The organism is Tomitella gaofuii (genome assembly GCF_014126825.1).
Taxonomy (GTDB): Bacteria; Actinomycetota; Actinomycetes; order Mycobacteriales; family Mycobacteriaceae; genus Tomitella; species Tomitella gaofuii.
In genome coordinates, this window is record NZ_CP059900.1 from 2562406 (window position 1) to 2576591 (window position 14186).

Below are 14186 nucleotides of genomic sequence, written 5' to 3' on the forward strand. Positions count from 1 at the left end.
CCCACCCCGGGCGGCGGCGCGCCGGACACCGCCTAGGCTGGACGGATGCTGCTCAGCGACAGGATCCCCGTAGACCCGCTCGACGAGGACGCACTCTACGAGCGGTTCGTCGAATGGGCCGAGGACTTCGGCATCGCGCTGTATCCGGCACAGGACGAGGCGGTCATGGAGCTCGCCTCCGGGGCCGGCGTGATCCTGGCCACCCCGACCGGCTCCGGCAAGTCGCTCGTCGCGGTCGCCGCCCACTTCATCGCGCTGTGCCAGGGCCGCCGGACCTACTACACCGCCCCCATCAAGGCGCTGGTCTCGGAGAAGTTCTTCGCGCTGTGCGAGGTCTTCGGCGCCGACAACGTGGGCATGATGACCGGCGACGCCGCCGTCAACGCGGACGCCCCCATCATCTGCGCCACCGCCGAGATCGTGGCCAACCTGGCCCTGCGCGGCGGTCCGGAGTCCGACATCGGCCAGGTGGTGATGGACGAGTTCCACTACTACGCCGAGCCGGACCGGGGCTGGGCGTGGCAGGTGCCGCTGCTCGAACTCCCGCACGCGCAGTTCCTGCTGATGTCCGCCACGCTCGGCGACGTGACGTTTCTGCGCGAGGACCTCACCCGCCGCACGGGGCGCAGCACCGCACTGGTCGCCGGGGCGGAACGCCCCGTGCCGCTGTCGTTCTCCTACGCGATGACGCCCGTGCACGAGACCATCGAGGAGCTCGTCGCGAAGGACCTGTGCCCGGCCTACGTCGTGCACTTCACCCAGGCGGCCGCGCTCGAACGCGCCCAGTCGCTCACCAGCATCAAGCTCGCCTCGAAAGAGCGGAAGGCCGAGATCACCGAGGCGCTGGCGGGATTCCGCTTCACCACCGCGTTCGGCCGCACGCTGCGGCGCCTGCTCCAGCACGGGATCGGCGTGCACCACGCGGGAATGCTGCCCAAGTACCGACGGCTGGTGGAACGGCTCGCGCAGGAAGGCCTCCTGGCGGTCATCTGCGGCACCGACACCCTCGGCGTCGGCATCAACGTACCCATCCGCACCGTGCTGCTGACGGGACTGTCCAAGTACGACGGCGTACGAACCCGCCACCTGAAGGCACGGGAGTTCCACCAGATCGCCGGACGCGCGGGGCGCGCCGGCTACGACACCGCGGGCACCGTGGTGGTGCAGGCGCCCGACCACGACATCGAGAACGCCCGGCTGCTCGCGAAGGCCGGCGACGATCCGAAGAAGCGCCGCAAGGTGCACCGCAAGAAGCCGCCCGAGGGTTTCGTGTCCTGGAGCGAGCAGACCTTCGACAAGCTCGTGGCCGCAGACCCGGAGCCGCTGGTCTCCCGCTTCGCGGTCACCAACGCGATGCTGCTCAACGTCGTCGCGCGGCCCGGGAACTGCTTCGACGCCATGCGCGCGCTGCTGGAGGACAACCACGAGCCGCGGGCCCGTCAGCGCAAACACATCCTGCAGGCCGTCCGGCTCTACCGGAGCCTGCTGCACGCGGGCGTCGTGGAACGCCTCGATTCCCCGGATGAGGACGGGCGGTGGGCCCGGCTCACCGTGGATCTGCAGGCCAACTTCGCGCTCAATCAGCCGCTGTCGCCGTTCGCCCTCGCGGCCTTCGAGCTGCTCGACCCCGAGTCCCCCGCCTACGCCGCCGACGTGATCTCGGTGGTGGAGGCGACGCTCGACGACCCGCGCCAGGTGCTGCGCGCACAGCAGCATGCCGCACGCGGCGAGGCCGTGGCCGAGATGAAGGCGGAGGGCATCGAGTACGAGGAGCGCATGGAGCTGCTGGAGGAGGTCACCTGGCCGAAGCCGCTCGAAGAGCTGCTCGCGCCGGCGTACGAGACCTACCGCGAATCACACCCGTGGCTCAGCGAGTTCGCGCTGTCGCCGAAGTCGGTGGTGCGCGACATGATCGAGAACGCGATGACCTTCTCCGACCTGATCTCGCGCTACGGCCTGTCTCGTTCCGAGGGCACCGTGCTGCGGTACCTCGCGGACGCCTACCGGGCGCTGCGCCAGACCGTCCCCGTGGAGATGCGCAGCGACGAGCTCGACGACATCATCGCATGGCTCGGCGAACTGATCCGCCAGGTCGATTCGAGCCTGCTCGACGAGTGGGAGGAGCTGGTGGACCCGTCCGCCCCCTCGCAGGAGGCCGCGGAGAAGGCCTTCCACGGCGAGACCACGCGCTCGATCACCGCCAACCCGCGCGCGTTCCGGATCATGCTGCGCAACGCCATGTTCCACCTGGTGCAGACGATCGCTCGCCGGGACTGGACGGCACTGGAGCAGTGGGAGTTCGATCCCACGGCCGACGAATGGGCCGAGGCGTTCGCCCCGTTCTTCGACGAGTACGGCGAGATGCTCACCGGCCCCGAAGCGCGCGGTCCTCAGATGTTCAGCGCGTCCGAGACCACGAACGAGGACGGCGAGCCCACCTGTCGCCTGCGGCAGACGCTCGACGACCCCGACGGCGACCACGGCTGGGCCCTGGTGGCCGAGGTGGACATGGCCGCGTCCGAAGACTCCGGCGAGGTGGTGCTGGACACCCTGTCCGTCGTCGCCGGGTGAGCGGGCGGGCGCAGGGCGCTACTCGGCGCCGCGCCGGCGGCTGATCCGCCGGTTCTCGGCGCGCACCCCGGCCTGTACGTCGCGTTCACGGCGCAGCCACTCCGGCCTGTCGGCGAGCAGCGCGTCGATCTGTGCGGTGGTGAGGGCCTCGTCGACTCCGGCGCGGGCCAGGCCCGCGATCGACACGCCCAGCTTCTCCGCGACGACCGGCCGCGGATGCGGCCCTTGCGCGCGCAGGTCCGTGAGCCACTGCGGCGGGTCCTGCAGCAGCGCAGCCATCTCCTCACGCGAGACCGTGCCGTCCCGGAACTCGTCGGGTGTGGCGGGCAGGTGGATGCCGAGCTTCTTCGCGGCCGTCGACGGCTTGAGCATCTGGGGTTTCTTGCGCGCGGTCATACCGCAGAGCTTATCCGCCCGCTTCGATCCCGCCCGGACGCCCGGCCCGGATACCCTCGCACCATGGCCGACATCGTCGTGGGGATCCTCGCCCTGATCGTGGGCGCCGTGTTCTGCTTCCGCGGGCTCGCCGCCATGCGTGTGGTCATCGCGCTGTGGGGCGGTTTCGCGGGCCTCTCGCTCGGGGCCGGCGTGGTGGCCTCCGCCACCGGCGACGAGTTCCTCGGCACCGGGCTCGGGTGGGCCGTCGGCATCGCCGTGGCGATCGTGTTCCTGCTGCTCGCCTACCTGTACTACGCGGTCGCCGTGATCGTCGCGATGGCCGCCGTCGGCTTCGCTCTCGGGGCCGCCGCGATGGTCGCGGCCGACGTGGAGTGGAACTGGGCCGTCATCCTCGTCGGCGTCCTGCTCGGGCTGCTGCTCGCCGGGGTGGCGCTCGCGGTGGACCTGCCCGCCGTCCTGCTGGTGGTGGTCAGTGTGCTCAGCGGCGCGGTGACCCTCGTCGGCGCGGTGATGCTGCTCACCGGCACCCTCGACACCGCCGACTTCCACCGGGCCGCCATCACCACGGCCATCGAGGACGGCTGGTGGTGGTTCGCGCTGTATGCAGCGCTGGTGGTGCTCGGCGGTGCAACGCAGGCGCGGGCGTACGGCCGCGCCCCCGTGATCCGGGAGCGGTGGCGCTCCGGCCGCCGGTGACGGGCCGGCGGACCCGCGCTCAGTCCTGGAACACCGCCGCCCGGCCCTCCTTGCGCGCCGCCGTGGCTTCCTCGAAGTTCCCGGTGAGCAGCCGGATCAGCAACTGCCCCAGGCCCTCCTGGTTCATGTGCTGCGCGAGGCTCCCGGCGTCCATGCCCGACCACAACGTGCGCTTGGTCAGCTCGATACCCGGTCTCGAGAACCCGGCGATGGCCTCGCCCATCGCGAAGCACGTCTCGAGCAGGTCGTCGGGCTCGGTGAGACGCGAGACCAGCCCGATCCGTTCGGCCTCCTCGGCGCCGACGTCGCGGCCGGTGAGCATGATCTCGGAGGCCCGCGAGGTGCCGATCGCGCGCGGCAGCAGATAGCTCAGGCCCAGTTCGCTGGCCGTGAGCCCGTTGTTGATGCCCGCGGCGCGGAAGTACGCGGCGGTGGAAGCCACCCGGATGTCCGTCGACAGCGCCATGCACAGTCCCCCGCCGATCGCCGCGCCGTTGATCGCGGAGATCACCGGCTGGTGCATCGACCGCAGAGTGGTCACCACCTGGTCGAGGATCTCCATCGACCGCAGCGCGACCGTGGCGCGGGTCAGCCCCTCGGTGTGCGGGATGCGGCCCGCCGACTGCTGGTCGGCGCCCGAGCAGAACCCCGCACCGGCCCCGGTGAGCACCACAGCGCGCACCGAGTTGTCGTTGCTGATGCGTTCGAGCTCGTCGCGCAGCGGAACCATGACATCGAAGGCCATGGCGTTCATGCGTTCGGGGCGGTTGAGGGTGATCAGCGCGATCTCCGGGCGTGGCCGGTCCACGAGAACGAATTCCATTCTCCGGACACTACGGGCGATCCCGCGGCGCGCGGGAGATTTCGCGGCCCGGCACGCCGCGGGGATCCGGCGGGACGCTCGCGCCCCGCCGGCCCCCGGCGCAGGAAGGTGCCGATGAGGAAGCGCAGCCGGTCTGCGGCGCGATAGAACGTCTCCAGGCCGTCCCACGCGAGCTCCGCCCCGTCGTCCGTCGGCACCCACTGGCACCACAGACCGGGCAGCTTCGGTTCGTCCACGCGCGGCACCCACGGTTCCGTGCGCCTGGACATGCCCAGCGCGTCCTGATTCAGCGGCAGCAGGTCCCGGCTGCGCGTCTCCAGGGTCCCCTACTCGTGACGGATGTTCGCGAACCACCGCAGGTGGTCGCGCTCGTCCTCGTTCCAAGGCGGTTCGACCGTGAACCGCCCCGTGAACTCCGTCGTGTATCCCATGTCCTGCCCCTCGGCACTACTACTGAGACGCACGCCGGGGCGGCCGCGGTTCCGTCCTCCGCACCGCCGGGAACGGCCCGGCCCCGGTATTCTGGCGCGGTGCCCGACTCCCCGACTCCCCCCGACGCCGGCGAGGCCGCGGCGCCGCGCTTCCGTCTCGCCTTCACCCCCGGTGCCACGCCCGGCAAGTGGGCCCGCGTGTGGGAACAGCGCCTGCCCGACGTGCCGCTCGAGCTGATCCCCGCGGCGAGCGCCGACGGCCTGGCCGCGGTACGCGCGGACGACGCCGACGCCGCACTGGTGCGCCTGCCCATCGACCGCGAGGGCCTGCACGCGATCCCCCTCTACACCGAGGTCACCGTCGTGATGATGCCCAAGGACCACGTGCTGACACTCGCCGAGTCGCTCACCCCGGAGGACCTCGACGACGAGATCGTCCACCACCCGCTCGACGACGTGCTCGACTGGAACGCGCCGCCCGGCACCCCGTCCTATCAGCGTCCCGCCACGATCCCGGATGCGCTCGCGCTGGTGGCAGCGGGGGTGGGCCTGGTGGCGCTTCCCCAGTCGCTCGCCCGCCTGCACCACCGCAAGGACCTCGTCTACCGCCCCTTGGAGGAGCCCGACTCGGCCACGCGCAAACGGGTCGCACAGTCCCAGGTGGCCCTGGTGTGGCGGGAGGACCGGTCGACCGAGCTGATGGACGAGTTCATCGGGATCGTGCGCGGCCGCACCGCCAACAGCTCGCGGGGCACCGGCGGGCCCGCGCGCCGGTCCGGCGGTCCCGCGCGGAAGGGGTCCGGAGGATCGGCCGGCGCCGGGGGGACGAAAGGTGCCAAGGGGAACGCGGGCGGCAAGGGTTCCGCCGGCGGCAGGCGCACCTCCGGGCCGCGCCGTGGCCGGCCGGCGGGCCGGCCCAAGCGCAGGCGCCGCTGATCGCTCGCCACGCAGCCCCTTTCGCGGCAGTCGCCAGCCCTGTGGACGCAGGTGCGGTTCAGTCGACCGCGTACGCCCGGCCGGCCGGTGCGCATGCCGCCAGTTCGACCGCCAGCGAGCGGAAATCGTCGTGCCGCCCCGTGGACTTGCGGTAGACCAGCCCGATCGTCCGTCCCGGCGCCGGGTCCGCGAACCGCGCCGTCGCCAATCCGGCGCGCGTGGTCTCCGCCGGCACCGCCGACTCCGGCACCAGGGTGACCCCGAGTCCTCCCCCGACGCACTGCACCACCGTGGCCAGCGACGTAGCGCGCGTGTCCCCCAACGCCGGCGTGGCGCCCACGAGCCGGCACAGGTCGAGCGTCTGGTCGCGCAGGCAGTGCCCCTCGTCGAGCAGCAGCAACGGCAGTTCGTCGAGCACGTCGGCGGACAAGTCGTCCCGGCCGGCGAGCGGATGCTCCTCCGGAAGGACGAGGACGAAGTCCTCGTCGAACAGGGGGATCTCCACCAGGCCCGCGGCGCCCGACGGCAGTGCGATCACCGCCACGTCGAGCGCGCCGCCCCGCAGGGCGTCGAGGAGCCGCTCGGTCTGGTCCTCCACCAGGTGCGGGTGCAGGTCCGGGTAGGCCGCCCCGAGCGCGGGCAGCGCCGCGGGCAGCAGGTAGGGGGCGACGGTGGGGATCATCCCGATCCGCAGTCCGCCCACCATTCCGCTGCCGATTCCCGCTGCCGCGGTGACGAACCCGTCCACCGCCTCCAGCGCGGCGAGCGCCTTGCCGAGCAGCTCCCGTCCCGCCTCGGTGACCAGGACCTTGCGGGTGCTGCGCTCCATGAGCACCACTCCGAGCCCCGATTCCAGCGATGCGAGCGCCTGCGACAAGGTGGGCTGACTCACACCCAGACGCTGTGCCGCGGTACTGAAGTGGCGATACTCGGCGACCGCGACGAACGCCCGCAGTTGCGCCACCGTGGGACGATAGGATTCATCAATCACAGCAATGAGTCTACATCAACCTAGAGGCTTTACCTTTTCTGGTTTCTGGTGCATAGTGGTGAAGGGAGTTCGGAGCAGGTCGGACGACCACAACGTTCTGCGGCGTGGATCACACGCCGTGGCGGGCCATCGTCCGCCGTTCCCGGACCTTCGGCCGGCGCACCCCACGCCGGCACCGACGCGGCGGACACCCCGCCGCACCACAACGACAAGGAGTTATCCCAGTGGCTCTCCTCACCATCGGCGACCAGTTCCCCTCCTACAGCCTCACCGCCCTCATCGGCGGCGATCTGTCGCAGGTCGACGCGCAGCAGCCCGAGGACTACTTCTCGACGGTCACCAGCGACGACTACGCCGGCAAGTGGCGCGTGATCTTCTTCTGGCCCAAGGACTTCACCTTCGTGTGCCCCACCGAGATCGCCGCCTTCGGCAAGCTCAACGACGAGTTCGCCGACCGTGACGCGCAGGTGCTCGGCGCCTCGGTGGACAACGAGTTCGTGCACTTCCAGTGGCGTGCGCAGCACGAGGATCTCAAGACCCTCCCCTTCCCCATGCTCTCCGACCTCAAGCGTGAACTGGTCGAGGCCACGGGTGTGCTCAACGCGGACGGCGTCGCCGACCGGGCGACCTTCATCGTCGACCCCAACAACGAGATCCAGTTCGTCTCCGTGACGGCCGGCTCGGTGGGGCGCAACGTCGACGAGGTCCTCCGCGTGCTCGACGCGCTGCAGTCCGACGAGCTGTGCGCCTGCAACTGGAAGAAGGGCGACCCGACGATCGACGCCGGCGAGCTGGTCAAGGAAGCACTCTGAGCATGAGCATCGACAACCTGAAGAACTCGCTGCCCGAATACGCCAAGGACCTCAAGCTCAACCTGAGCTCGCTGTCGCGCTCCACGGAGCTCAACGAGCAGCAGCTGTGGGGCACGATGCTCGCGGCCGCGGCCGCGAGCAAGTCGGCCACCGTGTTCTCCGAGATCTCCGATGAGGCGCGCGGGCACCTGTCGGACGCCGCGTTCGACGCGGCGCTCGGCGCCGCCACCATCATGGGCATGAACAACGTGGCCTACCGCGCCAAGTCGTTCCTCGGAAGCGACTACGCGCAGGTGAAGATGGGCCTGCGGATGAACATCATCGGCAATCCCGGCGTGGAGAAGGCCGACTTCGAGCTGTGGTCGCTCGCGGTCTCCACGATCAACGGCTGCCACGATTGCACGGCCGCGCACGACGCCACCGTCCGCAAGGAGGGGCTCACCAAGGAGCAGGTGTGGGAAGCGGTCAAGGTGGCCGCGACCATGGCGGGCGTCGCCCAGGCCGTCGAGATCGAGGCCGCCAAGTAGCGCACCAGCCCAGCAGCAACCGCCGCGCGGCGCCGCAGGCACCGGGAACGGCTCCGCACCTCACGACGGTGCGGAGCCGTTCCCGCTTTACTCCCCGCTGTCGCTCTCCCTGTTCTCGGGAACCCGCACCGCGATCTCCGCGCCCAGTTCGACGCCGGGCACCAACGGCAGCCTGTCCCCGCTCCAGAATCGCCCCGGGTCGTACCAGCCGGAATCGCGGCCGCGGCGCAGCAACCCCATCTGCTCGTAGGTGTGGGCGACGACCTGCGCACAGTACGCGCTCTCCCACGTCACGGCCGACGCCGCGCTGCCACCTCCACGGGAGGGCCGCCGCGGCACGCGGCCGCGGAACCACCGCGCGGCCAACCGTGCCGTCGACGGGAACGGCGTGCCGTCCAGGCGCGCGACGGTGCGCAGCAGCGCATCCTCCTGCGGCGCCGTCACCTCCACACTGATCTGCCGCAGCCACGCGCTCTGCCCGTATCGGTGTGCCCAGACCCGCACGGCGTCCCGCAGGTCGTGCAGCTGGACTCCGCGGTGCCGGGTGCCGGTCCACATGTCCGGGAGCGACTTGCCCATCTCCGCGTGCCACAGCAGCGGCGGCAGATCCTCGAGCACCACGGCCATGCCCACGTGGTTGACCGGGCTGTTGGTGAGCGCGCGGATCGCCTTGTCCGCGCCCGAGACGCCGCGGAAGATCCAGATGTCGCCGGTGCGGGCGGCGCCGGCGGCCTCCTCGAGGGTGATGCCGTTCGCGTGCAGTGCCATTCCGCGATCCTGCCATGGCCCCGGCCACGCCGGCGTCGCCCGGCCGCATCGCACATGCGGCATCATCGTGATCATCCCTCGATGACCGACGGGCACCGCAACAGGAGGACGGAATGCGCAAGGACACCATGTGGAAGGCGCTCGGGCTGGCGGGCGCCGCCGGCGTCGTCGCATCGGGGGTGCTGGTGGCCCGGTCGGAGAGGTCCCGGCGCGCCTACTCCCCCGACGAGATCCGCGAGCGCCTCCATCAGCGGCACGCGCGCGCGGCGGCGACGGAGACGGCCGGCGTGCCGCTCGCCGCCGAGCGCCGCCGGCCGCTGTCCACCGTCCGACGCGCATTGTCTTCCCTGCGCCGGAACCGTCGATAGCCCACGGCAGCAGGAACCGCATCCCCGGCGATCACCGGTCCCCGGTGATCACCCGCACGGGAACTTTGTGCGGGGCGCCCGACTCCTCCGGAGGCTCCTCGCCTGCGGCGGCCACGGCCTGCCGAATCGCCTCCGCGCCGAGCTCCTCCGGCTGCTGTGCGATGTCCGCGTTGATCGTCCCGGCGTCCACCGCGGCCAATCCCTGCGGTGTGCCGTCGAATCCGACCACTTTCACGTCCGTCCCGGCGCGTGCCCCCAGCGCCTTGACGGCGCCCAGCGCCATCTCGTCGTTCGCCGCGAACACGCCACGGACATCCGGATGCGCCTGCAGCAGGTTGGACATCACGTTGAGGGCCTTCGTCCGATCGAAGTCCGCGGGCTGCCGCGCCACCACCTGGATCTGCGGGAACTTCGCGATCTCGGAATTGAAGCCCTCGCCCCTCTCGCGCGCCGCCGACGTGCCCGGCGTTCCTTCGAGCACCACGACCGGGCCCGCACCCACCAACCGCGCCAGCTGCCGCGCCGCCAGGCGGCCGCCCTCGACGTTGTCGGACGCGACGGTGGTGACCACGATCCCGCCGCTCGGCGCGCGGTCCAGCGCGATCACCGGGATGCCCGCGGCGTTGGCGGCGTTGACGGACGGGACGATCGCGTCGGAGTCCACGGGGTTGACGACGATGACGTCGCTGCTGCGGGCGATGGCGTTCTGCACGTCGTTGGCCTGGCGGGTGGCGTCCGAGCCCGCATCGGTCACCGACAGCGCGACGCCCTGGGCCGCCGCCTCGCGCTCCGCGCCGTCCCGCACACCGACGAAGAACGGGTTGTTGAGCGTGGACAGCGACATCGCGATGCGCACCTGTCCCGCGCCGCCCGAGCCCTGCCGCGCGACGGCGCCCCAGATCGCGCCGATCAGCACGAGCACCAGCACGATCGCCCCGCCACGGCGCACCGCCTTGGACCGCAGGATCCCCCCGCCCGCACCGGAACGACGGCGGCGGCGCAGCGTGTCGAACAGCACCGCCAGCGCGATGACCGCGCCGATCACGAACTGCTGCCAGAACGCCGAAACCTCCAGGAGATTCAGTCCATTGCGGAGCACCGCGAGGATGAGCGCGCCCACCAGGGTGCCGATGGCGGTTCCCGCGCCGCCGACGAGGCTGGCGCCGCCGATCACCACGGCCGCGATGGCGTCGAGCTCGTAGCCCGTGCCGGCCTCCGGCTGCGCCGATGCCAGCCGTGCCGCCAGCAGGATGCCGGCCACCGCCGCGAACAGCCCGGACAGGGCGTAGATGAGCAGCTGCTGGCGCGACACGCGGATGCCGGACAGACGCGCGGCCTCCTCGTTGCCGCCGATCGCATACATCGCGCGCCCGGCGTAGGTGCGGCGCAGGATGAAACCGGTGAGCAGCGCGGCGGCGATCAGGACCAGCACCGGATACGGCAGGAAGCCGAACAGCTCGCCGCTGCCCATGGTCGCGACCCAGCCGCCCACCCCGATGGGCCGCCCGTCGGCGACCACCAGGGCAAGCCCGCGCGCCATCGACAGCATCGCCAGGGTGGCGATGAACGGCGGCACGCGGCCGGCGGTGATGAGCAGCCCGGAGACCACCCCCGCGACGGCGCCCGCCGCCAGCCCGGCGAGGACCGCCAGCCACAGCGGCACCCCGGCCGAGGTGACGGTCCACCCCATGACGATGCCGGACAGGCCGGCGACCGACCCCACCGACAGGTCGATGCCGCCGCTGACGATGACGAAGGTCATGCCGAACGCCAGCACCGCGACCACCGACGCCTGGATGCCGACGTTGAGCAGGTTGTTCGACGTCAGGAAGTCCGGGGATGCGATCGCGAGCGCCAGCACGAGCAGCACGAGCGCCGCGACCGGGCCGCCGGTGCTGCGCAGCGACACCGACGGCCGCCAGCCGCGGATCCGTTCCAGCGGACCGCGGTCCTGGTCTGCGGGCGGAACGGGGTCGTTCGGGTTCTCCGACACCGTCGTCATCCTTCCGTCACTGCGAGCGCCATGACCCGCTCCTGGGTTGCGTCGTCGCCGGAAAGTTCTCCGCGGATGCGCCCGTCCGCCATCACCAGTACGCGGTCGCTGAGCCCCAGCAACTCCGGCAGGTCACTGGAGATCACGAGGATCGCAGCGCCCTGCGCGGTCAGCTCGCCGATGAGCGCGTAGATCTCGGCCCGCGCGCCCACGTCGATCCCCCTGCTGGGCTCGTCGAGGATCAGCACGCGAGGACGGGCCATCAACCACTTGCCGATGACGATCTTCTGCTGGTTGCCTCCGGACAGCGTCATGGCGGGCTGGTCGACGCTGTGCACCTTGATGCCCATCCGCCGCACGGATTCGACGGCCTGCCGGCGCTGCTCGCGGCGGTCCACCAGACCCAGGCTGGTGCGTTCGGCCAGCGTGGCCAGGCACAGGTTCTCCTCGACGGAGGCGCCCAGCACCAGGCCCTGCCCGGCGCGGTCCTCCGGCACCAACGCGATGCCCGCCCGGTAGGCGGCGACGACATCGCCGCCGCGCACCGGCGCGCCCGCCACCGCGATGCGCCCCGCGTCGTAGTGGTCTGCGCCGAAGACGGCGCGCGCCACCTCCGTGCGGCCCGCTCCGACGAGCCCGCCGATGCCGACCACCTCGCCGGCGCGCACCTCCAGGTCCACCTCCTCGAACCGGCCGGCGCTGGACAGGCCGGTCACCTGCAGCACCGGCTCGCCGACGGGGTTGTCGCGCCGCGGATACTGCTGGTCGATGGTCCTGCCCACCATCAGCCGCACCAGTTCCTCCACGCCGGTGGACGCCGGCACCTCGCCCACCTTGCCGCCGTCCCGCAGCACCGTGACCCTGTCGCCGATGCGGGCGACCTCGTCGAGCAGGTGCGAGATGAACACGACGCCGACGCCGCGCGAGCGGAGGTCGTCGACGATGGCGAACAGCGCGTCGACCTCGCCCGCGCTGAGCACCGCGGTGGGTTCGTCCATCACGAGGATGCGGGTGTCGATGCTGAGGGCCTTCGCGATCTCCACCAACTGCCGCTGCGCCACGCCCAGGTCCGACACCGTCGCATCCGCGTCGATCGCCAGCCCGGCCTCGGCGAGCAGCTCCCGCGCCCGGCGGCGCATCGTCCGCACGTCGACGATCCCCAGCCTGCGCGGCTGACGCCCCAGGTAGATGTTCTCGGCGACGGTGAGCTGCGGGACCAGCGACATCTCCTGGTGGATCGTGGAGATGCCCAGCGCCTCGGCACCGCCCGGCCCGTGCAGGTGCACGGGCCGCCCGTCCACGCGCATCTCGCCGCTGTCCGGCCGGTGCACGCCCGCCATCATCTTGATCAGCGTGCTCTTGCCCGCGCCGTTCTCGCCGAGCAGCACGTGCACCTCGCCGCCGTGCACGTCGAAGTCCACCCCGTCGAGCGCCCGCACGCCCGGGTAGACCTTGCCGACGCCGCGCAACTGCAGGTGCACCGGCGACGTGTCGTCGGCGTCGCGTTCGAGCGTGTTGGGGCCGTCCGTCCGCCGTGCCCCTGCCCCGCGGCCCCACATCATGCCGTCTCCAGCTGCGCTGCGGTGGGCATGGCGGACTGCGCGCCCGCGCCCGTCACCGCGATCGCCGCCGCGCGCACGGCCCAGCGCACCGCGTCCTCCAGTGCCTCGCCGCGCACGAGGGCGTCGGTGAGCGCCCCGCAGAAAGTGTCCCCGGCACCGGTCGGGTCCACCACCGTGGGCACCCGCACCGCCGGCACGTGCACCCGCGTGCCCCCGTCGACCAGCGCGCCGTCGGCTCCGAGCGTCACCACCACCGCGCGCGGGCCGTCCACGCCCGCGGCCAGCGCGGCGGCGTCATCGACAGTCCGCGGTTCGGGAGCCCCGGCGATCGCGCCGAGCTCGGAACGGTTGACGATGAGCACGTCCACCCGCGCCATCACCTCCGGCGGCACCGGCCGCACCGGCGAAGGGTTGAGGATCACCCGGCCGCCGGCCTGCCGGACGGCCTCGGCCACCGCGTCCTCCGGAATCTCCAGCTGGCACACGACCGCGGCCGCCCGGGCCAGCAACTCCCGCGCCCCGCGCACGTGCGCGGTGGACAGCGAGCTGTTGGCCCCCGGCGCGACGACGATCATGTTCTCCCCGGACTCGTCGACGACGATGAGCGCCGCCCCGGACCCGCTGCCGGCGGTGGAGCCGAGATGATCGACCCGCACGCCCTGCGCGGTCAGCGCCTCCCGGATGCGCCGGCCCGCCGGGTCGTCGCCGACCCTCCCGACGAGCGCGACGCTGCGCCCCAGCCGCGCCGCGGCCACCGCCTGGTTGGCGCCCTTGCCGCCCACCGACTCGCCGGTGTCCCCGCCCAGCACCGTCTCCCCCGGAGCCGGCAGCCTGGGCACGTGCGCCGTCGTGTCGAGGTTCGCCGAGCCGACGACGACGATCTCCGCCGCCCGCTCCCCGGGCATGTGCTCGACCATGCGGTGGACCTCCTGGCTCACGCCGCGCGGCAGGTGCTCCGCGTCCGTGCGGCGTCGGTTGACGGGTCGGCCGTAGTCAAACACGGAACCGGCGCGCGCGGGCCACACTCGCGCCACTTCGCTCCGGCCGGGCCGGTTTCCGCTGCGTCGCACGCCGCGCCGATCACGTCACACGCGGGCACGGCCGATCATCGCCGGCCGTCCGGCACCGTTAGCCTGGAACGGAGATGACTCCGAAGCAACCGCCGCCCGCCGGCGCCTCAGTATCACGCCGCCGCCGCGGTGGACGGCGGCGTCGCGGCCCGCAGGGCCCCTCCGGCGCACCGGAGGCGCCGCAGCGCGACGACGGACCCGAGGCCACGGCACGCCGGCGCGCACTGCGCGCACGGCTC

The 14186-nt window shown here is 72.0% G+C and carries 14 protein-coding genes and 1 pseudogene; 6 read left to right on the forward strand and 9 right to left on the reverse strand.

Translation table 11 applies throughout. The features are described 5' to 3' along the window. Window positions 1-45: 45 nt before the first annotated feature. Window positions 46-2571 carry a DEAD/DEAH box helicase gene (locus H4F70_RS11915; protein WP_182357354.1) on the forward strand — a complete coding sequence of 842 codons (2526 nt, stop codon included), beginning with the start codon at window positions 46-48 and terminating at the stop codon, window positions 2569-2571. An 18-nt stretch (window positions 2572-2589) separates the two neighbouring features. Here H4F70_RS11915 and H4F70_RS11920 read toward each other — a convergent pair whose 3' ends face one another. Further along, entirely contained in the window at window positions 2590-2967 is a 378-nt protein-coding gene (locus tag H4F70_RS11920; protein WP_182347616.1) for a DUF5997 family protein, read from the reverse strand. A 63-nt stretch (window positions 2968-3030) separates the two neighbouring features. Between H4F70_RS11920 and H4F70_RS11925 the strand changes: the two genes are divergently transcribed. Next, entirely contained in the window at window positions 3031-3666 is a 636-nt protein-coding gene (locus tag H4F70_RS11925; protein WP_182347615.1) for a DUF4203 domain-containing protein, read from the forward strand. 19 nt (window positions 3667-3685) lie between these two features. Here H4F70_RS11925 and H4F70_RS11930 read toward each other — a convergent pair whose 3' ends face one another. Together H4F70_RS11930 and H4F70_RS11935 are read right to left on the reverse strand one after the other, a co-directional pair. Continuing rightward, entirely contained in the window at window positions 3686-4489 is an 804-nt protein-coding gene (locus H4F70_RS11930) for an enoyl-CoA hydratase (RefSeq protein ID WP_182357355.1), read from the reverse strand. Beyond that, a complete protein-coding gene (locus H4F70_RS11935) occupies window positions 4444-4758 on the reverse strand; it encodes a hypothetical protein (RefSeq protein WP_182357356.1) in 315 nt (104 codons plus the stop codon). The genes H4F70_RS11930 and H4F70_RS11935 overlap by 46 nt, the downstream gene beginning before the upstream one ends. Before the next feature lie 261 nt (window positions 4759-5019). Between H4F70_RS11935 and H4F70_RS11940 the strand changes: the two genes are divergently transcribed. Then, a complete protein-coding gene (locus tag H4F70_RS11940) occupies window positions 5020-5856 on the forward strand; it encodes a LysR substrate-binding domain-containing protein (RefSeq protein WP_182357357.1) in 837 nt (278 codons plus the stop codon). A gap of 58 nt (window positions 5857-5914) precedes the next feature. Here H4F70_RS11940 and H4F70_RS11945 read toward each other — a convergent pair whose 3' ends face one another. Next, a complete protein-coding gene (locus H4F70_RS11945; RefSeq protein ID WP_182357358.1) occupies window positions 5915-6847 on the reverse strand; it encodes a LysR substrate-binding domain-containing protein in 933 nt (310 codons plus the stop codon). Between the two features lie 224 nt (window positions 6848-7071). Here H4F70_RS11945 and H4F70_RS11950 point away from each other — a divergent pair, with 224 nt between their 5' ends. Together H4F70_RS11950 and ahpD are read left to right on the forward strand one after the other, a co-directional pair. After that, window positions 7072-7659: a peroxiredoxin gene (locus H4F70_RS11950; protein WP_182357359.1), complete on the forward strand. Its 588-nt coding sequence runs from the start codon at window positions 7072-7074 to the stop codon at window positions 7657-7659. 2 nt (window positions 7660-7661) lie between these two features. After that, on the forward strand, window positions 7662-8186 hold the full coding sequence (ahpD, locus tag H4F70_RS11955) for an alkylhydroperoxidase, AhpD family (RefSeq protein ID WP_182347609.1): 525 nt from the start codon (window positions 7662-7664) through the stop codon (window positions 8184-8186). 87 nt (window positions 8187-8273) lie between these two features. Here the strand turns inward: ahpD and H4F70_RS11960 are convergent, their stop codons facing one another. Next, window positions 8274-8954, reverse strand: coding sequence for a hypothetical protein (locus tag H4F70_RS11960; protein ID WP_182357360.1), 681 nt, complete (start codon window positions 8952-8954; stop codon window positions 8274-8276). Window positions 8955-9067: 113 nt separating this feature from the next. Between H4F70_RS11960 and H4F70_RS11965 the strand changes: the two genes are divergently transcribed. Then, window positions 9068-9322, forward strand: coding sequence for a hypothetical protein (locus H4F70_RS11965; RefSeq protein WP_182357361.1), 255 nt, complete (start codon window positions 9068-9070; stop codon window positions 9320-9322). A 31-nt stretch (window positions 9323-9353) separates the two neighbouring features. Here the strand turns inward: H4F70_RS11965 and H4F70_RS21180 are convergent, their stop codons facing one another. The 4 genes and pseudogenes from H4F70_RS21180 to H4F70_RS11980 all read right to left on the reverse strand — a co-directional run bounded on the left by H4F70_RS21180 (window position 9354) and on the right by H4F70_RS11980 (window position 13794). Next, entirely contained in the window at window positions 9354-10166 is an 813-nt protein-coding gene (locus H4F70_RS21180) for a substrate-binding domain-containing protein (RefSeq protein ID WP_372497543.1), read from the reverse strand. A gap of 147 nt (window positions 10167-10313) precedes the next feature. After that, window positions 10314-11324 (reverse strand): annotated as a pseudogene (locus tag H4F70_RS21185) (ABC transporter permease); the annotation flags it as partial. Continuing rightward, window positions 11321-12877, reverse strand: a complete 1557-nt coding sequence (locus H4F70_RS11975; protein ID WP_235681073.1) for a sugar ABC transporter ATP-binding protein — start codon at window positions 12875-12877, stop codon at window positions 11321-11323. The pseudogene H4F70_RS21185 and the gene H4F70_RS11975, both read right to left, overlap by 4 nt. Further along, window positions 12874-13794 carry a ribokinase gene (locus H4F70_RS11980; protein WP_220471699.1) on the reverse strand — a complete coding sequence of 307 codons (921 nt, stop codon included), beginning with the start codon at window positions 13792-13794 and terminating at the stop codon, window positions 12874-12876. The genes H4F70_RS11975 and H4F70_RS11980 overlap by 4 nt, the downstream gene beginning before the upstream one ends. Between the last annotated feature and the right edge of the window lie 392 nt (window positions 13795-14186).